This window comes from Rhodococcus sp. 24CO (assembly GCF_050586165.1).
Lineage (GTDB): Bacteria > Actinomycetota > Actinomycetes > Mycobacteriales > Mycobacteriaceae > Rhodococcus_F.
Window position 1 is genome coordinate 117,820 of the sequence record NZ_JAZFNF010000005.1, and the last position, 22,745, is coordinate 140,564.

General features: G+C 61.3%; 19 protein-coding genes, 1 tRNA gene and 1 riboswitch. Of the genes, 10 read left to right on the top strand and 10 right to left on the bottom strand.

Annotated elements, in window-relative coordinates; all coding sequences use genetic code 11:
• Positions 1-17: 17 nt before the first annotated feature.
• Both V2B23_RS13475 and V2B23_RS13480 read left to right on the top strand, forming a co-directional pair.
• Positions 18-956 (top strand): esterase/lipase family protein, encoded by a 939-nt coding sequence (locus V2B23_RS13475; RefSeq protein ID WP_430951151.1) that lies wholly within the window; start codon positions 18-20, stop codon positions 954-956.
• A 167-nt stretch (positions 957-1,123) separates the two neighbouring features.
• A complete protein-coding gene (locus tag V2B23_RS13480) occupies positions 1,124-2,362 on the top strand; it encodes a DUF222 domain-containing protein (RefSeq protein ID WP_430950807.1) in 1,239 nt (412 codons plus the stop codon).
• Positions 2,363-2,417: 55 nt separating this feature from the next.
• On the opposite strand, the gene V2B23_RS13485 is transcribed toward V2B23_RS13480, so the two are convergent.
• From V2B23_RS13485 to V2B23_RS13500, 4 genes are all read right to left on the bottom strand, one after another.
• A complete protein-coding gene (locus V2B23_RS13485) occupies positions 2,418-4,076 on the bottom strand; it encodes a GMC oxidoreductase (RefSeq protein ID WP_430950808.1) in 1,659 nt (552 codons plus the stop codon).
• 157 nt (positions 4,077-4,233) lie between these two features.
• Positions 4,234-5,490 (bottom strand): phosphoribosylamine--glycine ligase, encoded by a 1,257-nt coding sequence (purD, locus tag V2B23_RS13490; RefSeq protein WP_430950809.1) that lies wholly within the window; start codon positions 5,488-5,490, stop codon positions 4,234-4,236.
• A 133-nt stretch (positions 5,491-5,623) separates the two neighbouring features.
• Positions 5,624-7,657 carry a glycosyltransferase family 39 protein gene (locus V2B23_RS13495; protein ID WP_430950810.1) on the bottom strand — a complete coding sequence of 678 codons (2,034 nt, stop codon included), beginning with the start codon at positions 7,655-7,657 and terminating at the stop codon, positions 5,624-5,626.
• Positions 7,654-8,895: a glycosyltransferase gene (locus V2B23_RS13500; RefSeq protein ID WP_430950811.1), complete on the bottom strand. Its 1,242-nt coding sequence runs from the start codon at positions 8,893-8,895 to the stop codon at positions 7,654-7,656. The genes V2B23_RS13495 and V2B23_RS13500 overlap by 4 nt, the downstream gene beginning before the upstream one ends.
• A gap of 140 nt (positions 8,896-9,035) precedes the next feature.
• Between V2B23_RS13500 and V2B23_RS13505 the strand changes: the two genes are divergently transcribed.
• Positions 9,036-9,464 carry an HIT family protein gene (locus tag V2B23_RS13505; RefSeq protein ID WP_430950812.1) on the top strand — a complete coding sequence of 143 codons (429 nt, stop codon included), beginning with the start codon at positions 9,036-9,038 and terminating at the stop codon, positions 9,462-9,464.
• 212 nt (positions 9,465-9,676) lie between these two features.
• On the top strand, positions 9,677-10,312 hold the full coding sequence (locus V2B23_RS13510; protein WP_430950813.1) for a ScbR family autoregulator-binding transcription factor: 636 nt from the start codon (positions 9,677-9,679) through the stop codon (positions 10,310-10,312).
• A 520-nt stretch (positions 10,313-10,832) separates the two neighbouring features.
• On the opposite strand, the gene V2B23_RS13515 is transcribed toward V2B23_RS13510, so the two are convergent.
• Together V2B23_RS13515 and V2B23_RS13520 are read right to left on the bottom strand one after the other, a co-directional pair.
• A complete protein-coding gene (locus V2B23_RS13515; RefSeq protein WP_430950814.1) occupies positions 10,833-12,284 on the bottom strand; it encodes a sensor histidine kinase in 1,452 nt (483 codons plus the stop codon).
• A complete protein-coding gene (locus tag V2B23_RS13520) occupies positions 12,281-12,997 on the bottom strand; it encodes a response regulator transcription factor (RefSeq protein ID WP_430951152.1) in 717 nt (238 codons plus the stop codon). The genes V2B23_RS13515 and V2B23_RS13520 overlap by 4 nt, the downstream gene beginning before the upstream one ends.
• Before the next feature lie 121 nt (positions 12,998-13,118).
• Positions 13,119-13,181, top strand: a riboswitch (guanidine-III (ykkC-III) riboswitch).
• Positions 13,182-13,192: 11 nt separating this feature from the next.
• Here V2B23_RS13520 and V2B23_RS13525 point away from each other — a divergent pair.
• From V2B23_RS13525 to V2B23_RS13535, 3 genes are all read left to right on the top strand, one after another.
• Positions 13,193-13,507, top strand: a complete 315-nt coding sequence (locus tag V2B23_RS13525) for a DMT family transporter (RefSeq protein ID WP_430950815.1) — start codon at positions 13,193-13,195, stop codon at positions 13,505-13,507.
• 67 nt (positions 13,508-13,574) lie between these two features.
• The gene (locus V2B23_RS13530; RefSeq protein ID WP_430950816.1) at positions 13,575-14,390 is read left to right on the top strand and encodes an ABC transporter; all 816 of its coding nucleotides are present in this window, start codon (positions 13,575-13,577) and stop codon (positions 14,388-14,390) included.
• Positions 14,391-14,905: 515 nt separating this feature from the next.
• Positions 14,906-15,718 (top strand): ANTAR domain-containing protein, encoded by an 813-nt coding sequence (locus V2B23_RS13535; RefSeq protein WP_430950817.1) that lies wholly within the window; start codon positions 14,906-14,908, stop codon positions 15,716-15,718.
• Between the two features lie 60 nt (positions 15,719-15,778).
• On the opposite strand, the gene V2B23_RS13540 is transcribed toward V2B23_RS13535, so the two are convergent.
• A tRNA-Thr gene (locus V2B23_RS13540) sits at positions 15,779-15,850 on the bottom strand.
• A gap of 137 nt (positions 15,851-15,987) precedes the next feature.
• On the opposite strand from V2B23_RS13540, the gene V2B23_RS13545 reads away from it, so the two are divergent.
• A complete protein-coding gene (locus V2B23_RS13545) occupies positions 15,988-17,427 on the top strand; it encodes a threonine/serine ThrE exporter family protein (RefSeq protein WP_430950818.1) in 1,440 nt (479 codons plus the stop codon).
• A gap of 77 nt (positions 17,428-17,504) precedes the next feature.
• On the opposite strand, the gene V2B23_RS13550 is transcribed toward V2B23_RS13545, so the two are convergent.
• The 3 genes from V2B23_RS13550 to V2B23_RS13560 all read right to left on the bottom strand — a co-directional run bounded on the left by V2B23_RS13550 (position 17,505) and on the right by V2B23_RS13560 (position 19,856).
• On the bottom strand, positions 17,505-17,750 hold the full coding sequence (locus V2B23_RS13550) for an MbtH family protein (protein ID WP_033232272.1): 246 nt from the start codon (positions 17,748-17,750) through the stop codon (positions 17,505-17,507).
• Complete coding sequence (locus tag V2B23_RS13555; RefSeq protein WP_430950819.1) at positions 17,747-19,093, bottom strand: lysine N(6)-hydroxylase/L-ornithine N(5)-oxygenase family protein; 1,347 nt, start codon at positions 19,091-19,093, stop codon at positions 17,747-17,749. The genes V2B23_RS13550 and V2B23_RS13555 overlap by 4 nt, the downstream gene beginning before the upstream one ends.
• Before the next feature lie 178 nt (positions 19,094-19,271).
• On the bottom strand, positions 19,272-19,856 hold the full coding sequence (locus tag V2B23_RS13560; RefSeq protein WP_430950820.1) for a class I SAM-dependent methyltransferase: 585 nt from the start codon (positions 19,854-19,856) through the stop codon (positions 19,272-19,274).
• 197 nt (positions 19,857-20,053) lie between these two features.
• Here V2B23_RS13560 and V2B23_RS13565 point away from each other — a divergent pair, with 197 nt between their 5' ends.
• Both V2B23_RS13565 and V2B23_RS13570 read left to right on the top strand, forming a co-directional pair.
• Positions 20,054-22,207 carry an MMPL family transporter gene (locus tag V2B23_RS13565; RefSeq protein ID WP_430950821.1) on the top strand — a complete coding sequence of 718 codons (2,154 nt, stop codon included), beginning with the start codon at positions 20,054-20,056 and terminating at the stop codon, positions 22,205-22,207.
• Between the two features lie 76 nt (positions 22,208-22,283).
• Complete coding sequence (locus V2B23_RS13570; RefSeq protein WP_095888281.1) at positions 22,284-22,676, top strand: DUF302 domain-containing protein; 393 nt, start codon at positions 22,284-22,286, stop codon at positions 22,674-22,676.
• Positions 22,677-22,745 lie beyond the last annotated feature (69 nt).

The following is a 22,745-nucleotide window of genomic DNA, read 5'->3' on the forward strand; positions in this document are numbered from 1 at the left end:
TGACGGCGTTTCGATCCATGCTGGTTGTGGTGGCTGGCCTGGCACTACTGATCGGCTCATCCCGTGCCACTGCGACGGCCGAGCCTCAGTATCCCGTTCCCTATGATCTCTTCGTTCAGGACTCAGTCCGCGATCCATACGGATCCGCAGCGGGCTCGAATGATTGGAACTGTGTCCCTTCGGCCGCACATCCAGAGCCTGTGGTTCTTCTACACGGATTGGGTGCCAACCGGTTCAATATGTTCACCACAATCTCACCGTTGCTAGCCAACGAGGGATACTGCGTTTTTGCGCCGACGTTCGGGGAAAACGCGAGCCTACCGGCGCCGTTCGATTCGGTGGGCGGCCTGGGACGACTCGAGGACAGCGCCGCAGAGGTTGGGGAATTCGTCGAGCGTGTTCGCACTGCCACAGGCGCGCAGAAGGTCAGCATTGTTGGCGTTTCCGAGGGCACCCTCGTTGGCAACTATTACGTCAAATACTTTGGCGGAGCGCACGTTGTGGATAAATTTGTATCACTGGGTCCAGCCTGGAGGGGAACTCTGGGTACTGGTCCGAACGGCGACGGCCAGTGGATCCTTGATCTGGCTCCCGACGACGCACGGACTTTGATTCCGTTCTGCGCTGGTTGCCCACAAGGGCTTCCGGCGTCAGATTTCCTGGCGAAACTGTGGGCGAGTGACGCAGGGAGTTATGCAGGCCTCTACGCGCCAAGCGTGACGTACACCAACATCATGACCCGGTACGACCAACTGGTGATCCCGTACACCAGTGGATATGCCGAGGCTCCTAATGCTACGAATATCTTTGTGCAGGATGGATGTTCGCTGGACTTCTCGGACCATCTTGCCATTGCGGCATCACGGGTTGCGACAGGGCACGTGCTCAACGCCTTGGACTCGGAGAGCACCCGCGCCGTGCCCTGCGTATTGGTGACTCCGTTTCACGGGGGTTGATTCGCTCGCGGATTCACCGACAACATTGTCCGATCAAGCTTTTGAACTTATCGATTCCCACCGAAGAGCTGAATAGCAGTGCAAATACATGGTTTTCGATCAAATCTCCGTCAAACCTGTCCGATATGTCCCTAGGAATCGAAATTATGTTCGACTAAAATTAGTTCATGGACAGTCGGGAAGCGTGGCAATACGACGGCGAGGGCCTCAAGACCGAGGTTCTCGACCTCGCTCGCGCCCGGCACGAGATGCAGTCCCGCATGGTCGTGATGATCACCGAGATGTTCACCCGCGACACCCTCGGCGGCCAAGGATTCCGGGCCATCGCGCAGTGGCTGCACCTGTCCACCAACCTCGAGATCGGCGAATGCAGCCAGTTGGTGGGTCTGGCGCGGTTGTTCATGCTCGAACCTGTTGTCGGACAATCTTTTCACGACGGCGACATCGACGCGTTGAAAGCGCGTCAGGTCGCCCACTTCTGCCAGCGCCCGCCCAAGAACATGAGCCTCGCCGACGTCGAGAAAGCCCGCGACATCCTCCTGACCCTCGCCTCGAAAAAGGTCACCGACTGCGATTCCGTCCGCGCCGCGATCCGGCGGATTCAGAAGCAGTACGGCAACCGCGCCGACGGAGTGCCGGCCGGTGAGGACTCCGAGCTCAACGAGTTCTACGCTTCCCGCGGACTGTACGGGCGAGTGAGCGTGAAAGGTGACCTCGACGCCGTCAACGGCGCCCGTCTCATCGCACTACTGTCCGCCCTGTCGGCGCCCACACCGGAGAAGGACGGTGTGAAAGACGGACGCACCCCAGCACTTCGACGCGCCGACGGGTTCTGCGAAATGCTACGCCGCTACGAAGCCGCCGGTCTCGGCCCCATCGAAGGTGGAGTCAAACCGCACCTGACGATCACCGCCACCGCAAAAGACATGACCGATGTCCAAGCGCTGAAGGATATGTTGCCCTCCACTGAAGAACTCGGATACGCGATCACCAACTGGGCCGGCCCCATCAGCCTCGACACCGCCCGCATGCTGGCCTGCGACTGCGAAGTCACCCGAATCCTTCTCGACAGCAACGGTGTTCCCCTCAACCACGGCATGAAAGCGCGACTTGCCAGCGTCCCGCAGCGGCGGGCACTGACGGTTAGGGACGGCGGATGCGCCTTCCCCGGTTGCGGCACCCCACCGGGCTGGTGCGACGCCCACCATCTGATCCACTGGCTCGATGACGGCCCCACGGATCTCGATAATTTGATCTTGTTATGCGGTCACCACCATCGGATGATGCATCACACCGAGTGGCGAGTCGACATCGGAGACGACCGAAAAACCCGGTTCTATCCACCAATGTCCGTGGATCCGTATCAAGTTCCCGTTCCCGGGAACACACCGCCGACAGCGGCCTGAAGAACAAACGTGTGCACCGGGGCAGAAACATGCCCCGGTGCACATTGCTGCTGAGCTAGTGCATGTCGTTCGCGATGATGTTCTCGATATTCCGTTCCGCCAGAGCGGTAATGGTGACAAACGGATTCACACCGACGTTGCCTGGAACCAGGGAGCCGTCCATGACATAGAGTCCCGGATACTCGGGAAGCCTGCCGTAATTGTCGGTCGCCTTACCCAGCACGCACCCGCCGAGCGGATGGTAGGTCAGTTGATCGCCCCACGTCTGGACCGGACCGAAAAGATCGGTGCGATAGATAGTGCCTTCCTTCTTGTTGATCTTGTCGAACACCTTCTTGGCCATGGTGATCGACGGCTGATTCTGGGAGCGTTGCCAATTCAGTCCAACCTTGCCGGTGGTGGAGTTGAACTGGAATTGCGCGCGTTCGGGATTCTTGGCAATTGCCAGGTACAGGCTCACCCATAGCTCGGTCCCGGCCGGGAACGGTGCAATCTCCGCGAATACGGGTGCTGTGGAGTCTGCCCAGTTGTCGATACCCATCACCGGTATCGACGCTTGTTTTGCCCCGGTCGCGTCCCACATGTGGTTGGCCCGGGCCACCATCACGTTGCCGTTGTGACCCCACTCCTGGCCGACGGCTCCCGGTAGGTTCGCCAGTTGCCCTTGCGCTTTCATCGAGACGAGCAACTTGCTGGTCCCGATACTGCCGGCTGCAAAGAAGACCTTGTCGGCAACAACCGTCTTGGTTCCGACGGTGTTTCCCTGCTCGTTGATCTGGTTCATCACTACCTGATACCCACCGCCGGTTGCTGCCGGCGACACGCTGGTCACGACGTGCAGTGCGGAAATCGTGAGACGTCCGGTTGCCGACGCAGAGGCGAGGTAGGTCTTGTCGAGGGACTTCTTGCCCGCGTTGTTTCCGAAAATAACCTCGGACGCCAGGGCGGACTTTGCAACCGCTCCCGAAGCCTCCTGCTTCATGTAGTTGAAGTCGTAGACGTTGGGGACGAATGTTGTTGCGAAACCGGATCTCTCCGCGGTCTTCCGGCCGGTTCTCGCAAATGCGTAGTATTCGGTCGACTCGAACCAGGCAGGATCGATATTGTTCACACCCAGCGCAGAGTTGGCTCTCGGGAAGTAGGTCGAGTACATCTCTTCGGAATCGACGCCGGGAAGGATTTCCTCGAAGTAGTTGCGCTTCGGCGTCACCGCCATTCCGCCGTTGACAAGCGATCCGCCACCCACCCCTCGGCCCTGGTAGACCTTGATCCCACCGAAGTCCTCGGCGTCGAGAACGCCGACGTATCGGCTGATGTTCTTGTCGATCGAACCACCCGAGAAGTGCGAAACCGGTTGTACTGTGCGATCTCTGAGCCAGAAGGAGCGCCCGTCCGGCGAGAGCGTCGGGCAGAAGATCTTACCGTCGGATCCCGGGGTGGTCCAGGATCGGCCCATCTCGACCATGTGCGTGTCGATGCCGGCCTGCGTCAATCGCAGGGCTGCGACTGCTCCGCCGTAGCCACTGCCGATCACCAGTGCCGGAACGCGGTCACCGTCATTCAGGGCCCTTCGGGGTGAGGCCGCTGCCGTCGTCCATGACGAAGACAACGCGGCAGCACCTACAGCTAATCCTGTTGCGGCAAGGAAGTTTCTACGCGTCAACCCGGAAGTGGTACGCGCGTATCGGTCCTTGGATCCAGCTCGAATGGTCAAGTGACTCCTTCTTGTTCGGTTGGCCCCCGCGCAGAGATATACCGTTCCCGAACAACTCCGATGAGCAATACCCGTCGGTAACATCGAGCAGTCGTTCATTTCAAACAAAAGTGACCGGTGAACACACGGTTCACCGGTCACTTAAGGAAGATGTGGATCAGGGAAGAGCGATACGCCCCTCGACGGCACCGAGGCCGATATCGGTTCGGAAATGCCCACCGGGAAGCTTCACGAGTGCAATCTTCGCGTAGGCGTCGTCGCGTGCTTCGGCAAGATCCTTACCCACTCCGACAACACTCAGCACACGACCGCCGGCCGACACCACGGCGCCGTCGTCACGCTTCTTGGTGCCAGCATGGAGAACGCCCTCGGCGTCCGCTCCGGTGATCACGTCGCCTGTGCGCGGAGTCGCCGGGTAGTTCTCTGCCGCAATCACAACTGTGACGGCACTGCCGTCGCGCCACTGCAACGGACCAACGGAATCGAGCGTGCCGGTGGATGCGGCGTTGAGCAATCCGCCCAGCGGCGTTTCGAGCAGCGCCAGAACTGCCTGCGTTTCCGGGTCACCGAATCGGCAGTTGAACTCGACTACGGCCGGTCCGTTGACACCCATCGCGAGGCCGGCGTAGAGGAGGCCGGTGAAACCGCTGCCCCGTGCAACCAACTCCGCGGCGACAGGCTTCACGACGTCGTCGACGATCTGCGTGACCATCTCGTCCGGCAACCACGGCAATGGGGTGTACGCGCCCATGCCGCCGGTGTTGGGTCCGCTGTCACCGTCGCCGACGCGCTTGTGATCCTGCGCGGGCAGCAACGGAACAACCGTCTCACCGTCGACGAGGCAGAAGAGCGACACCTCGGGTCCGTCCAGGAAAGATTCGAGCAAGACCGGGTGGCCACTCTCGAGCAGTTCGGCGGCGTGATCGCGCGCTGCGTCGCGATCGGTCGTAACTACGACGCCCTTGCCTGCGGCCAGTCCGTCGTCCTTGACCACCCAGTTGGGGCCGAAACGATCGAGGGCCTCGTCGAGCTTGGCGGGATTGTCGACGATCTCACTGTGAGCGGTCTTGACACCGGCAACAGCCATCACGTCCTTGGCAAAGGCCTTGGAACCTTCGATGCGGGCTGCGTCGGCAGAAGGCCCGAAGCAGGCGATACCGGCTGCTCGCACGGCATCGGCGACACCGAGTACCAGAGGCACCTCAGGACCGATGACAACGAGGTCTGCCTCGACCTTTTTCGCCAATGCAGTGACAGCCTCGCCCGACGCGACGTCGACTGCGTGTTGCTCGGCGATCTTGGCGATACCGGCATTACCGGGCGCGCAGATCAGGGCCGTGACACCTGGATCGCGAGCAAGAGAGAGAAGGAGGGCATGTTCACGGGCTCCGGAGCCGATTACGAGTACGCGCACGTGAACAGACTACGGCCCCGCGTCGGTGCGCCTCGCAGCGTGTGTCACCTGCGGTTCCCGCGCCACAAGACAGGAACAGATCGTGCAGTCCGGTCGGGTTGACCGGACTGCACGACACTGCCCACGGTGCGTGTCAGACCGTCAGGTCGTAGAGAGTCACTCCATCCACTGTGGTCGCCGTGAAGTTCTCGGTCACCCATGCCGAGATCGCGGTGGCCGTTCCTTCGGCGTTCATACCACCGCCCATTCCGCCGCCTGCGATGAAGAAGTGAATCTTCCCGTCCGCCACGTACTGCTGGAACTGTTCGAGCGTGGGCGACGGATCGCTACCGTTGAAGCCGCCGATCGCCATGACCGGAGACTCCGTCGCGAGTTGGTATCCCGACGCACTGTTCGATCCGATTGCAGCTGCTACCCAGGTGAACTGGTCGGCGTTCTCCTCTAGTTTCTCCACCACCGCCGCACCGGGGGTGCTGCCCTGCAGAAGTCCACCGGCCGAACCGCCCATGCCACCTCGAGCGCCGTCAGTTGCAGTCCCCGGCGTTGCGCCGGCACCTGGGGCCTGACCCATCCCGGTGGGCGGTGTGCCCATTGCGCCGGCCGGGCCGCCCGTAGGTCGGACGCCGCCGTCGCCTGCTCCACCAAATCCCCCGCGACCGCCACCTGGTCCACCCATGCCACCTTGAACGCTGGGGCCGGCGGAGACTATCGAACCGGTATGCGGAGTGTTGATCGTGTCGATCGCATAGGCCGTCGGCCCGGAGAGTCCCGTGAACAGCGCCGCGAGTATCACCGCTACTGCCAGTCGTCCCCGAGTGATCGCGGGAATCAGCATCGCCGCCGGGCCAACAATGCCGACCACAAGAATCGTCCACCGCAGCCACGGGACAAACGACGGTGTTCGTCCCAGCAGTACCCAAGCCGTAGCCACCGTCGCCGCCAGTGCAACAGCCAGGACGATACGAACCCACGCAGTTTCGCGGCGACGCCACAAGAGCACGGAGCCCGATCCGACCAATGCGGCAATCGCCGGGGCAAGCGCGACCGTGTAGTAGGCGTGGAAAATTCCGGCCATGAAGCTGAAGGTCAGTCCGGTGACCAGCAACCACAGACCCCACACGATGAACGACGCGCGCTGCGTGTCGACACGAGGCGCCTTACCCCGCACTACGATTGCCGCGACAAGCAGAATGAGCGCTGCCGGAATCAGCCAGGCTATCTGGCCGCCCTGGGCGGATTCGAACAGCCGCGTGATGCCAGTGCTACCCCACATGCCGCCACCGCCACCGCCACCGCCCGGTGCCGCTCCGCCCCCACCGACACTGCCGGTCTCGTTGCCGCTCAATCGGCCCAATCCGTTGTAGCCGAGCGTCAATTCGAGAATAGAGTTGTTCTGCGAACCGCCGATCCACGGACGCGAATCAGCCGGCCACAGCTCCACGATCGCCAACCACCAACCGGCGGAAACGATCAGACCGCCGAGTGCGGCAAATAGTTGTATGACCCGCTTGCCCAACTTCGGAGGACCCGCAATCAGGTAGGTCAGTGCCAACGGCGGGACGACAAGCATGACTTGCAACTGCTTGGTCAAGAAGCCGAAGCCACAGAACACACCGACCAGCACGAGCCACCGGGTTCGGCCGTCTTCGACGGCTCTCATCATCGCCCATACTGCCGCGATCATGAGGAGAACCAGCAGCGCGTCGGGGTTGTTGAACCGGAACATCAGTGCGGCAACAGGAGTGAGCGCAAGAACCAGCCCAGCGAGGAGTCCTGCGGCGGCGCCGAAGCACCGGCGAACAGTGCCCCACAACAGCGCGACCGAACCGACACCGAGCAACGCCTGCGGCACCAACATCGCCCACGAGCTGAGCCCGAAGATGCGCACGGACAACGACATGAGCCACAGCGACATCGGCGGCTTGTCGACGGTAATCGCGTTGGCCGCGTCCGAAGAGCCGAAGAAGAAAGCCTTCCACGACACCGAACCAGCTTGCACCGCAGCGGCATAGAACGAGTTCGCCCAACCGGAAGCTCCCAACCCCCAGATGTAGGCAACACCCGTACCCACAAGAAGCGCACCCAAGGCCCACGGCTCCCAGTGCACGGAACGTGGCGGTTCGGGAAGAGGCGCGACGACACTCTCCTGTTCGACGGTGGCGGTCATCGAGTAACTCCTACAGGTTGTGCGGAACGGAATACCCAGCGAAGTGCAACAAATCGACTCACTGTGGCAACAAGATTGGCGATGACCAGGACGGCCAACTCGATATGTTTGGATGCGTCAGGGGCCGCGGAATGCAGCACGAATAACGATCCACTGGTGAGAAGGAGCCCGAACGCGAATACCAGCAGACCTTGTGCTTGATGGCGCCCGGAACCTTCCGAACCTCGAATACCGAAGGTGAAAGCACGATTGGCCGTCGTGTTGAAGACCGCAGTCACCAGCAGTGCAACTGCGTTGGCCCACTGGGCACCCATCACGGAGTGCAGTGCGAGGTACAGGAGTGCGTAGGCCAGGGTCGAGACAACACCGACAACGGCAAACCTGGCCAGTTGTCCGACCATCCCGCGTGGCACACCGGGAACCAGCGGTTCCCGTCCGAAGCTTGCCCGAAGCTCCGCCAGCGGCAGCGATCCGCTCGACAGTGCTCGGCCCACGCGCACTACGCCTTTGATATCCGCAACAGCGGTGGCAACGATGTCGACTCGACTGTCGGGGTCGTCGACCCAGTCCACGGGTACCTCGTGAATTCGCATCCCGGCCCGCTCTGCCAATACGAGCAGTTCCGTGTCGAAGAACCATCCCGTGTCCTCCACCAACGGAAGCAGTTGGCGCGCAACATCGACGCGCATCGCTTTGAATCCGCACTGGGCGTCGGAGAACCGGGCGTGCAGTGCGCTGCGCAGAATGAGGTTGTAACTGCGTGAGATGAACTCACGCTTGGGGCCGCGAACGACCCGCGACGACCGTGCCAGACGGGATCCGATCGCGATATCCGAATGCCCGGACACCAACGGTGCGATCAGCGGCATCAGCGCATTGAGATCGGTGGAGAGATCCACGTCCATGTACGCGACAATGTCGGCGTCCGAGGAACTCCACACCTGCCGCAGCGCCCGACCCCGTCCCTTCTCTTTCAGGTGTACAACTCGAACGTCGTCGAATTCCTCGGCGAGTGAGCGTCCGATTGCCAATGTCCCGTCGACACTGGCGTTGTCGGCGATCGTTATCCGAGCCGGAAAGGGAACGTGGGTGCGTAGGTGGTGACGCAACCGCCGAACGCACGTGTCTAGGCCCGCTTCCTCGTTGTACACCGGGACCACCACGTCCAGCACTACCGCCGTCGTGGAACGTCCCACAGCGTCCGTGGCGCCCACGGTCTGCATGGCTTCTGTCGTCATGCGTCTCAGAATCGCCCGCTACGCCGTGATCACTCTGGACACGGGCTGGGAGTTTCCTGGCAACCGGATTCCCTGTCGACGAACATTCCTGCCAAAAGACGAGTTTCCTGCCAAACACCGTGCGGGATAGCCTTTGACCTATGCCTTCAGTATTCAGCGCCATCATCAACGGGGACCTACCTGGCCGTTTTGTGTGGGAGGACGACGACGTCGTTGCCTTCCTTACTATCGCGCCGGTGACGCAGGGCCATGTACTGGTAGTTCCTCGTACCGAGGTAGATCAGTGGCAGGACGTCGATCCCGAGCTTTTCGCCAAAGTGACCGCCGTTGCCCGCACGATGGGCCAGGCCGTGCGCAAAGCGTTCGACGCACCGCGCGCCGGGCTCCTGATCGCCGGTTTGGAAGTGCCGCATCTGCACGTCCATGTTTTTCCCGCATACACAATGGGAAATTTCGACATCAGTGGCGCCGATCCGTCGCCGTCGCCCGAGTCTCTCGAAGACGCCCAAGCACGTCTGAAGGCAGCACTCCACGAAATCGGACATGCGAGCAACGTTTCAGCGCGCTGACGGTTAACTGTGAGAGTTGCCGCAATGTCCGTTCCAGTGTTGCGGCCGTCCACTTTATTCCGTTTATCTACGGTGACCTGCACTTCCACATTCCGAACAGTCCGTTTAGGTTGTCGCACAACAACGAGTTTCGCTGCTACCGTTGAGCGCTGGTCGCAGGACCAGCGCCCAACGGGACACACCAGCTGGGACCATTCGGAGGAACGGAAGCAATGCAGGAACGCGCCAAAATCAGTCGCCAGCAGATTCTCCGCGGCGCGGCTGACCGTTTCGAAATCTCTGGGTACGGCAGCACCAGCATGAATGACATCGTGTCCGCGTCACGGATGACCAAGGGCGCGGTTTACTTTCATTTCTCCTCCAAAGACGAACTTGCCCAGGCCGTCATCGATGAGCAGCATCGCATTTCCCTGGCATCGTTCTCTGCAGCTGCGTCTACCGGCGCACCGGCATTGGAGCAGGTCATCATGGTCTGCAATGAGATCGCTCGACAATTGATCGCCGATCCAGTCGTTCGTGCCGGCATCCGACTCACCTTGGAGCTCAATACTGCCGACGGCCCCTTCGAGCCGTATCTCACCTGGATTCGAGAACTTCAACGACTGGCCGACATCGCGCAGCAAGAAGGCGATATTCGCCAAGACGTCACACCCGAGTCCGTAGGTCGTGTGGTCACTGCGACATTCACGGGCGTGCAAATGGTCTCGAACGTGCTGAGCCGTCGAGCAGATCTCTCGGAGCGCATCGACGAGTTGTTCGTACTGCTCCTGGCCGGTGTGGTGTCGGAGAAGCGTCGCGGCGACATCGACGCGCTGGTGAGAACCCGCCTCGAGTCCTACGTCGCCTGACCGGGCTCTCCTCGAACTCGGCAGCAACAGCAGCACGTTCGACGCCACGATGCTACGACGCCGTCCGCGGCGGGTCGCGTACGCCGCGTGAGGCGCTCGACGTGGCCCTCGCCGTCGACCGATCACAGTTCTCGACACCGGCCGGTATCGAAGGATTCGAAGGCATGATGCCGGGCACCGCACCGGCGACACGCCGAAGGTCGGTTGCCACTTATCTCGGACAGGGGCAACTTCGTCGAGAAGTGCCTTCCGCCGGACTTGTTCGAAGATAACGCAGGTAATCGTCCTTTTGTCACCTTCGGCGGCAGCAGTTTCCACGATCTTGTCGCCCCGGAACTACCTCGTGAGCGGTCTGGCGCCGACAACGCTCGAATGGTGTTGCGCAGTGGATGCTACAAAACTCACGATCACGGACCTTACGCCGAGAGAGATCATCTCGGCTGCGGAATCTCGCATCCCTGCACCACTTTCGACAAATGGTCGATAACTCCCGAAGTGGATTCGGACTGGTCTGGCCAGGTCAGTCTTCGTGTGGCTCGCGAGGAAGTTCGACCCGGAAGGTCGCACCTTCGCCCGGCGCGCTGGTCACCGAGACGGTTCCGTGGTGCGCTGCCACCAACGCGGACACGATCGACAGACCGAGACCCGCACCGCCGGTTTCCCTCGTGCGGGATGTGTCCGCTCGAAAGAACCTTTCGAAAATTCGTGCCGCGTCTTCCTCACTGAGCCCTTGGCCGGTATCCGAAACCTCGATGACCACAGTGTCTTCGGTAGTGCCCAACCGAACGACGATCTCAGCGTCCGGCGGTGTGTGTTTGACTGCATTGCCGACCAGGTTCGCGACGACTTGGCGCAGGCGGGCCTGATCGCCGACCACCTCGGGGGTCCCCGGCCCACCCGCCATCTGTAGCGTGACGCTCCGATCGGGCGCGATGGCCCGTGCTGCCTGAACCGAATCTGCCACAACGGCAAGAAGATCCACCGTCTTGCTCTCGAGCGGGCGTTGCTCGTCGAGTCGCGCGAGCATCAGGAGGTCTTCGACCAGCAAGCCCATCCTCGACGCTTCCCCCTCGATGCGATTCATCAGTGTGGCCGTATCCGTCATGGCACCTTGGCGATACAGTTCCGAGAAACCGCGGATGGTAGTCAGCGGAGTGCGCAATTCATGGCTCGCATCGCCGACAAAACGTCGCATGCGCTCTTCCGAGCGGCGTGCCGATTCCTCCGACGCCTCCGTTGCAGCAAAGGCCCGCTGAATCTGGGCCAGCATTCCGTTGAGCGCCACCGATAATCGACCGATTTCGGTACGATTGTCCCTTTCTGGAACACGTCGGTGGAGATCACCGGCGGCAATCGCTGCTGCAGTTTCCTCGACTTCCACCAAAGGCCGAAGACTACGACGGACAACAAAGTAGGCCGCGCCTCCGAGTACGAGCAACACCACCACACCGATCCCGAACTGGAGACCGATCAGGTCGTCGACAGTCTGCTCGATATCCGTCATGCGGACACCGATCGTGGTGGTTGTTCCGTCTCGAACAGTGGAGAGGACACGCCACTTCACATCCGAACCGTCCGTCGAACCTGTCGTGACCGGCCCGTTCGTGGCGTCGACAGACAGGTCCGGTGTGGTCGACGACGATTCGTCGTTCAGGGTGATGATTTTTCCGTCCGCAGTCACCGTGCGAACGAAGAACGGGCTCGGCGGACGGGTATTCGGGCCGACGGCGCTGGGCGGCTGGACATCTCGCGAATGCGGCTTTGCCCAACCGTCGATGGCCTCGTACAGAGTCCGATCGGTACGTTGCGTCAGCGAGTTCTCGAGCGCAGACGTCACTGCTACTCCGGATGCGAGCAAACCCATTCCGGCCAGAATGAGTAGTGCGGCCACAAGCGTGAATCGGAGCGGAAGCGCATGCACACGGAATCGCCCTCCGGAGGAGGGCTTTTCGGCCTGCAACTGCGAAGTCATCGCCGAGGTTCGCGCATCACGTACCCGACGCCACGCAACGTGTGGATCAACGGAGTCTCGCCCGTGTCGACTTTGCGTCGAAGGTAGGAAACATAGGACTCGACCACACCCACCTCGCCGCCGAAGTCGTAGTTCCAGACATGATCGAGGATGCGCGGCTTGCTCAGGACAGTGCCGGCATTGACCATGAAGTACCGCAGCAGCGTGAACTCCGTCGGAGACAGCGATACCAGCTCTCCGCTCTTCCACACTTCACGCGTGTCGTCGTCAAGCTCGATGTCCGCGAACGTCACCCGAGGAGACTGCTCGGGTGCGACTCCGCGCCCGGCTCGGCGCAAGATGACGCGCAACCGCGTCACCACTTCCTCGAGGCTGAACGGCTTGGTCACGTAATCGTCAGCACCCAATGTGAGGCCGGTGATCTTGTCGTCCAACGCGTCCTTCGCCGTCAGAAAGAGCACCGGTGCGTCGACGCCGTCCGCACGCAACCGCCGCAGCAGCCCGAAACCATCCATTCCGGGCATCATGACGTCCAAGATGATCGCGTCGGGACGGAATGTTCGCGCCACGTCGAGGCCTTCGGCGCCACTGGATGCGGTGGCAACCTCAAAACCCTGGAAACGGAGGCTCACGGAGAGCAACTCCACGATGGTGGGCTCGTCGTCGACAACGAGGATGCGGGCTTCACTTGGCTTGTCGGTCACGAAAACCATCTTCTCCCCGCCTGCTGGATTCACGCTGCGTGTTCCCTGGGAAGTTCCTGTGAACGGTTTCGGATGTGACTGGTCTGACCGCCCGAATCAGCCTTCGACCTGCGTTCCGTTGCTATCGTGAAGTAAGTCGGTAACGACGTCCGGACGAGCACACCGTACCCGGCCAGCGACAAGACGGTGTTAGGAGTGTTCGTCATGGCATGGATCGTGCTCGTAATTTCCGGAATCTTCGAAGCTGTGTGGGCTACCGCATTGGGCAAATCCGATGGATTCAGCAAGCTGTCCCCCACCATCGTGTTCGTACTCGGCCTGATCGTCAGCATGGCCGGTCTTGCGTACGCAATGCGGACGCTGCCGATCGGCACTGCGTACGCAATCTGGGTCGGCATCGGTGCCGCGCTGACCGTCGGATACGCCATGATCACGGGTACCGAGTCCTCGTCGATCGTCAAAGTCCTGTTGATTCTGGTCATCATCGGAGCAGTGGTCGGCCTCAAGGTTCTGCACTGACGTACTTCTGCACTGACGTTCGCATTATGCGGGCGAGTATTTGTGTGTGACCGGTTACAGTTATTCAATGAAACTGGTCGAGATACTCACGCTCCCCGTGCGTGCGGGCATCGCCGCCGCAGAAATCAGTCTGGGTATCGCCGAACTGACGGTGACAACCGTTCGAGTTGTTATCTCGAACCCGGGCGCCGCGACGGTCGGCGCGGCATCTCTGACAAATCCGCGCGGGCCGTTGCAGATGATTCAACAGTTGTCGTCACTGACCGCGGACGACCGTCCCATCGGGCAGGCTCTCGCCGCCGGCGGGCCACTCGATCGACTCTTGGCCCCCGGCGGCCCGGTCGACAAATTGACAGCACCGGACGGAACTCTCGAACGCCTTCTAGCTCCAGGTGGCCCGCTCGAGCGCGTGCTTGCGCCGGGCGGCCCCCTGGACCGAGTGCTCGCCGAGGACGGCGCGTTGGAGCGACTGCTTGCACCCGGTGGACTACTCGACCGGATGACGGCCGAAGACGGCCCACTGGAAAGATTGACTGCTCAGGACGGGGCGGTGGAGCGCCTCACCGCAAAGAACGGCGTCATCGATCGCGCACTGGCAGAAAACGGAATCCTCGAAACACTGCTCGCCGAGAACGGCGCATTCGAAAGACTTATCGCCGAGGGTGGTCCACTCGATCAGATTGTTGCCCTTTCCGACACTCTGACGTCATTGGCCCCCAACCTCGAACGCATGAGTGCGAGCATCGAAATACTTCAGGACACCGTCGCGGTACTGAGTGCTGCGGTGGGCCCACTCGGAGAACTAGCCGGAAAGCTCCCCAACCGATGGCTCAAAGGCAAGAGCGAGCGGCCGATATCCGATGTAGGCATCGAACCCGCATAGCCGAACCCGCATAACGGCGTCATTCCTGCATAACAGAGCAGTTTCGCGGAGTCAGTTGTTGATCACGATATTGAGATTGACGATAATTCCGCCGAACGTCAGGATCGTGTTCGCCAAGCCGAGGGTGAATCCGCTGTTCAATGCGGCAATAAGTCCATTCATTGTCGTATCCCCTTCACTGTCTTCGGGTTACACGTACAAGATTGTGCGCTGGCGCTGAGAATAGGCCATACGGGCAGCATCCGGGGACTTGACGAAGAATCTTGTACTACAGTCGTAACTTCTTGCGAATCTGTTGTAGCACAACAGATTTAGAGCGAGCTGGCGCATACCCATTTCTGCGCGTCGCCAAACGTCACCGGCAAATATGCTCGATGTCCGATTCGTGACAAAGGTAACGAATCCGACGGCAATCCGCTCGTTCCGCGACTAAACGGACTGCGGACCAGGTATCCAGGTGCGAGAATGGGACAAATCACCCGAATTTGCGGGCCTGGAAGAAGGGTGTGCAAGTTATGACGCCGCCACACGCCGATTTTTGCCATGGAACTAGTTACGGTGCAGGCACTTTCGTACTTCCAGCGCGATTACGGGCAACCACCGACGCCCTGCGCTCACTCTATGCGCAACCCGATCAGCACACAGATGACGGGCACTTCCTCGAACAGATCTGCACCCATGCCGTGGACATAATCGACAGCGCCCACCTTGCCGGCATCACCGTCGCCGAGTCCGACTCCACCCATCGCACCGTCGCCGCGACCGACGATCTCGTGCACTCGGTCGACGAGCTCCAATTTCAGCTCGGAGTCGGCCCCGCCGTGGAATCCGCACGCGCCTCCTGTGTAGTGCACGCACATTCCAGCGAAGCCAACCGTCGCTGGCCTCAATTTGCCGGTGAGGCGCGACGTGTCGGAGTGTCGAGCTTCCTCTCCGCACCACTCCCCGGACAGGGGCAGCCCCTCGGGACACTGAATCTGTACAGCCGCGACCAGTACGGATTCACCGATGCCGACGCTGCAATCATCGAACTCTTTGCCCTCACGGCGTACTTCGCATTGCGAAGTTCGCATCGGCTCGAGCTTGCCCGAGCACGCACGAGGGACCTCGAACTCGCCCTCGAATCCCGAGGTGTGATCGAGCAGGCAAAAGGCATCATCATGGGCACCCGACACGTCACCGCCGACGACGCCTTCTCACTCCTCATCCAAGAATCCCAGACGAGCAACATCAAACTTCGCGTCGTCGCGCAACAACACATCGCCGCTGCGATCCACCCGAGCCAGGCCAACGCGGATACCCACGACACCAGGCCGTCCGCCAACTAGGTCCACCACCGAAAAGGGCGTCCCCTCGGCTGATTGCCGGGTGAACGCCCTCTGCATCGGAGCCTCCTGTCGGGATTGAACCGACGACCTTTCGCTTACAAGGCGAGTGCTCTACCACTGAGCTAAGGAGGCGAAGTCGCACGCGTCGCCGCGAACGAACTTGCGGAGCCATCATATCCAAGCCGTCACGGTGGCCGCGCGCGGGTCACATTAGATACCGTGGGCCCCATGAGCACCCCGCAGAGTCGACCACCGACGCGCCGCCCTTGATGTCGAAACTCGCCGAGGCCCTCGACCGTTTGACCGGCCACCGCCAGGCCACGCTGGACACGGTCACGTCGGCACCCGCGCCTCTACAACCGATCGACCTGACCGACGACGCAGTGGTCGCAGAAGTCCTCGACCTGGCAGTTCGGGTCGGCGAGGTACTCCTCGCATCAGGAACAGCGGCGATGGACACCGCCGAACAGGTTCAGTTCATCGCAGCGACCTACGGTTTGGCTCAATGTGATGTCGATGTCACGTACAACTCGATCGTTCTGTCCGCGTATCGAGGACCGACCCGCCCGCCGGCCAGCACGATGCGTATCGTCCACTACCGCTCGATGGACTTCACCCGCCTCGCTGCTGTGGACCGTCTGACGCGTCGCATCAGACGCGAGGCCATCACCCCGAATCAGGCCCACGAAGCACTGACGACGATCACAACTGCGCCCCATCCGTACAGTCGCTGGACAGCAACTCTGGCGTGGTCTGCGATGGCCGCGTCGGTGTCCGTGCTCCTCGGCGGTGGACTCCTCGTTGCCACGGTGTCATTCCTGACGACGATGGTGATCGACCGAGTTAACCGGGTGCTCAACCGTTTCGGATTGCCGTTCTTCTTCCAGCAGGTGATGGGTGGCCTGATCGCCGCTGCCCCGGCCGCAACCCTGTACACATTTCAGGAACAGTTGGGGATCAGCATCAGACCGTCGCTGGTCATCGCGGCCGGGGTGGTGGTTCTGCTCTCGGGGCTGTCGTTGGTCGGCTCGGTGCAGGACGCGATCATGGGCGCGCCTATCACCGCAGTGGCACGTTTCTTCGAAGTTGTGATGATGACGGGTGGCATCATCGCCGGCGTCGCGATCTCACTGCGCGTCACCGGAATGTTGGGCTCGACATTGCCGCCGATCAACGTCGAAGCCTCCCCGATCACCCAGCTTCCGGTGCTGATGCTCTCCGGCGCATTCGCCTCGGTGTTCTACGCACTTGCCTGTTATGCGGAAAGGCGAGCATTGACAGCCGCTTTCCTCGGCGGCGCCGCGGGCAGTGGTGTGTCGATCTACGTGCAGACACTTGACGTCGGACCCGTCATCGCAGCTGCGATCGCAGCGACGGTCGTCGGCCTCGCCGGTGGTCTGATGGCACGCCGGGCGCTGACTCCGCCGCTTGTCGTGGCGGTCGCGGGCATTACGCCACTGCTTCCCGGCCTCTCGCTGTACAAGGGGCTCTATTCGTTGCTCAACGATCAGGTGCTGGTCGGATTGACAGCACTGCTGTCGGCCTTCGGTATCGGTTGCGCATTGGCCGCGGGTGTCACACTCGGCGAGTGGGTAGCCCGGACGCTACGACGCCCCCGGATTCTCATGCGTGTGGACTCACTGCGTCGTCCCCTCGTCCGACAGCGGAAACGCCGCACACCGGCAGCCAGCAGCAGAACTAGTGCCTGATACTCCCCATCCGGCCGAACGCGAAAAGCTGGGCACCGATGTCGGTGCCCAGCTTTGTCGAGCGTTGTAGGAACGGATCAGCTCTCGGAGCTGCGTCCTGCTGCAGCCTGGTCTGCTTCCATCGCCTCGCGCAGACTCTTGGGACGCATGTCGGTCCAGTTCTTCTCCACGTACTCGAGGCACGCTGCCCGGCTCTCTTCGCCGAACACCACACGCCAGCCCGCAGGGACCTCGGAGAACGTGGGCCACAGCGAATGCTGGTCCTCGTCGTTCACCAGCACGTAGAAGCGTCCGTCTTCGTCATCGAAAGGATTAGTGCTCATCTCGCCTCACTTGTTACGTACGTTTCTTGTGCGCTCAGACTAGCAAGCGCACCGGTCGTCTTCTGGTTGCTCAGAACGGACGCCAGAATCTCGCCTGCACGGACCGCGACGTTCGACAACAGCGACGACGTCAGTCCGTGTGTCCGTTCCGTACCACCCTGCAGGTAGATACCGCCCGTCACGTCATCCGTTACAGCCATACGATAGTCCCGACTTACGGTACGCGGAACGGACGAATCAGACACGAGTTCGCCCAACAACGTATCCAACGGGGCCGCAGTGAAGCCGGTAGCGAGGACCAGTGCGTCGCACTCGAGCGTCTCGGCGAGTCCGTCGAGATTGCTTCGAACGGTCAGTTCGATGCCGGATTCGGATTCGGTGGCACTCGTGATCTCCGACGCCTTGCGCATGAACAACCGACGCGGACCGCGGACCATTTCCTGATATTCGGTGGCGTAGAGGCTGTTGATCAATTCGATGTCGACAACCGAGTAATTGGTACTGCGGTGCAGCGCCAGAATCCGCTCACGCTCAGCGGCACTTGCACCGTGCAGAGCGTCGACGGCTTCGGGATCGAAGATGCGGTTGGCATACGGGCTGTCGTCGGCGGGGCTGTATCCGTAGCGAGAAAAGACACTGTGCACTTCTGCGTTCGGGTAGTGGGAATGCAGGTAGTCGACGATTTCCGCGGCACTCTGGCCTGCGCCGAGGACAACAAACCGGTTGTGTACAGGTGCAGGCATCGCGTCGAGATGGAACAGGAACTGATGGTTGTGGAAACAGCGAGACGACAATTGCGCCCACTCGGGAATCCGTTCCACCAGACCAGCAGCGACCACGACGTTTCGCGCGGTGACCACGGTCCCGTCGTCTAGCCGAACGTCGAAACGGTCGACAACGCCGTCGGCGTTTCGATTTCCGTCGACTGCTTCGACCGCGGTTCCGAAACTCACGTCTGCATCAACCCGACGGGCGGCCCAGCACAGGTAATCGTTGAACTCGTGACGCGTCGGAAAGAAAGTCTGGTGATTGACAAAATCGACGAGGCGCCCGTGTTCGTGAAGGTAGGAGAAGAAGCTGTATCCGCTCTGAGGATTGCGGAACGTCACCAAATCCTTGGGGAAGGCAATCTGCATAGTGGCTCCGTCGAGGAGCATTCCCGGGTGCCAGGCGAACTCGTCCTGCTTCTCGAAGAATCGTGCGGTGACACGATCGACTGCTGCACAGTTTGCGTTGTGTTCCTCGATTGCGATTGCCAAAGCGAGGTTGGCGGGGCCGAACCCGATTCCGACAATATCGACAGTGAGAGATGCAGCACTGAAGTCACTCGGTGATTCACTCATACAGGTTGTCCATCCCCGACATCACGACCAGGCGGCCGATCATCGATCCCAAGTCAGAAGCAAAGGCTATCCTTAATTAGGTGAGGGTATCAACACGGGGACTCCTCGCATAGCGCTTGGCGCCCTGCCGCAATGCGACGCACGTCATATTTTGTCGGCCAGGGTACGAATCACCTGTTCAGCGCCGGTCCCACGGACCGAATTCCAGCAGAATATCTATCGCAAAGCCGTCATCTTGGGCACGCACCACATGTTCGAGCGCATAGACGCGGAAGCCTTCGGCAGCTCGCGCAAGATCGGAAATGCCCGGCAAGATGTCCGGCTCAAGCGGACCGCCGACGCCCCGGTGATAGTTCTCGATCGAATGCCCGAGGTACATCACTCGCCCACCCGGCGCGACCCACTCGGCGACGCGTCGCAGAGTGTCGACAAGTTCAGCGAGCGGAAGATGCAGAAAGCTCACCAGAACCAGGTCGACCTCACTTTCCGTTGTCCATGACGTCGCATCACCGACCTCCCAGGTGACGGCACCGCCAACGTCAGCCGACCGCGCACGGTCGATCGCCACCGGCGAGTAGTCGACACCGGTCACCGACCAACCGTGCTCCGCCAACCAGCGGGCATGACGCCCGTCGCCGCACGCCAGGTCGACGGCAGTTCCCGGCTCCAAGGTGGCCACACGCGTAGCCACCGTTCCGGCCGGGTCGATCCCCCACGGCTGCGTCACTGCCCTGTATCGCTCGTCCCAATCCGATGCATCCATGCGCGTCTCCCAACTTTCCGAACGAATGTCTTCCGAATATCTACCCGACCGAAATCGACGCCCCAACCGCCCTCCGTCGTCAGCCTAAGCCGACATGGGCGCCGCACTTCTCGTGGTCCGAGATGTGACAACAGAATACCCCCAGGGGTATACATGACAGCAACCAGTAAATACCCCCACCCGTATCAGGAGTTGGAATGACGACCGCAACAATCGCCGATTCGGCGCCACCCGACCAGGGCGCACGCGACGGAGTGCTCGCCCGACTCGGACGCACCATGGCCACGCATGCCCGCTGGGTTGTCGGAATCTGGTTGATCGCACTCGTGGCACTTGGCGCCGCAGCACCAAGTGTCTTCACGTCATTGGCCGGCGCGGGTTGGCAAGCGAACGGGTCAGAATCGGTACAGGTCCGGGAGTTGGCAGATCAGCATTTCGGCGGAAATTCCTCTGCTGCAGTCCAGGTTGTCGTGCATTCGGATTCGCAGCAGATCACCGAGTCGCCGATGCAGGACACACTCGCCCGGGCAACGGCACTGTTCGCCGAGGACAGTCGATTCGGTGAGGTGATCGCACCACAACCCGGTATGACGATCAGCCCCGATGGGCATACCGGCATTCTGATTGCCGGCGCCAACGCGAGTACAGACGACATGGTGAGCGCCCTCGACCAACTCGGAGGGCAACTCTCCGACCTCTCGACCGACGAGATCGAGGTGTACCCGACCGGCGCGTCTGCCTTGTGGAGCGATTTCAACAAGGCCAATCACGAAGCCATGATCAAGGCCGAAATGATGTCGTGGCCGGTCACTCTCGCGATCATGGTGCTGGCTTTCGGTTCCCTGGTCGCTGCCGGACTGCCACTGCTTTTGACCCTCGCAGGTCTCGTCGCGTCGGCCGGCGGACTTGTGATTCTCAACGAGATCACGCCGATCTCGGTGTGGGCCATGAACTTCGCGATGATGTTTGCCCTTGCACTCGGCATCGACTACGCCCTGTTCCTGGTTGCCAGATTCCGCGACGCGCTACGAAAGAACCCCGCCCCCCGAGCCGCTGTGGCCGAAACAATGGACACTGCAGGCAAAGCCGTTGTTCTCTCCGGCCTGACGGTCCTCGTCAGCCTCACGGCGGTTCTGATCGTTCCCGCACCCGCAGTGCGCACGATGGCCGTGGGAATCATGCTCGCAGTGATCTTCGTTCTCGCTGCAACGCTGACCCTGCTCCCTGCCGTGCTCGGCAAGATCGGCGCAAAAGTCAACGCCGGTTCACTCCCCTATGCGCGGCGCCAGCAACACCGTTCCCCGTTGTTCGCGTCGTGGGCGTCACTGCTGCACCGGCACCCCTGGCCGTTTGGCATCGGCGCACTGCTGATTCTGATTGCGCTCATCATCCCCGTCTTCGGACTGAAAGTGGCCATGCCGTCCATCGCGGTGGTTCCCGAGGACGCTCCGGTCCGCCAGGGATACGAATTGGTACAGCAGCAGTTCGGTGACGGTGCTCCCGGAATGCTGCACATTGTCACGACCGCCGAGGACGCAGAAGGGACAGCACGCGTTGCCGAATCCGTCGACGGCATAGCAATGCTCACTCCGGCGCAACCCGCGGCGGATGGTTCCGATCTGGTTATGCTGCAGGTGGTTCCGGGCATCGACCCGTCGGATCCTGCGATGGAGAGCATCCTCGCGGACCTGCGAGAGCGACTACCCGAATCCGCGCGTGTCGGCGGCGCCCCAGCCGAGAATCTCGATCTTCAGCAAGCGTTGAACGACTACCTGCCGATCGTGATTGCCGTGATTTTGACACTCGGATTCGCCCTACTGTTGATCGCACTGCAGGCACCGCTCATCGCCGTCATCGGCACGCTGGTGAGCCTGCTGTCCACCGGCGCGGCATTCGGTGTCGCGAAGCTGATATTTCAGGACGGCCACGGATCCGGCCTGCTCGGCTTCGAACCTCAGGGCTTCTTGAACGGGTGGGGTCCGGTGTTCTTCTTCGCGATGATCTTTGCGATTGCGATGGACTACACCGTCTTCCTCCTCTCGAGCGCCAAGGAACACTACGAGCGAACCGGCGATCCCAAGATCGCTCATATCGACGGACTGGCACACTCCGGCCGAGTGATCGCAGCAGCGGCTGCCGTGATGGTGGCCGTATTCTTCACCTTCGCGTTGGCAGACCCCCTGCCGCCGAAGGAGATGGGAATCATCCTCGGCGTCGCGGTCGTGCTCGACGCCGTCCTCGTCCGCCTGGTCCTTCTTCCGGTTGCGCTGCGTCTGACCGGCAAGGCAGCGTGGTGGTCACCCACGTGGCTTCGCCGGGTTCTGCCGAAGATCAGCTTCTCGCACGGCTAGATCCTGTACCCGACATCACTGTTTACCGCATACCCCTAGGGGTATGCTGAATCGAAGACGACAAAGGAGAACTCCCATGGATATCGCACTTGGCACCAAGGTCAGCGGAACATTCGACGACGTCGTGGCCCGCACTCGCGGAGCCCTCTCGGATCAAGGCTTCGGCATCCTCACCGAAATCGACATGCAAGCCACTCTCAAGGCCAAACTCGGCGAAGACATGGAGAAGTACCTGATCCTGGGTGCCTGCAATCCGCAGCTCGCGCACCGCGCCGTTGGGGTCGATCGCCAAATCGGTCTGCTACTGCCGTGCAATGTCGTGGTTCGCGAAGACACGTCGGCCGAAGATTCGTTTTATGTCGAGGCCATGAATCCGGATGTGATGGTGCAGGTTTCCGACGAAAGCGGACTCGAGGCGGTCGCGACCGAGGCGGCCACCAAACTACGCGCCGCCATCAGCGCACTCTGAGGCTTCGATCGTGAAGGATCCTGTTCGATGAGCGAACAGAATCCTTCACGATCAGCCGCCATGCCCCCC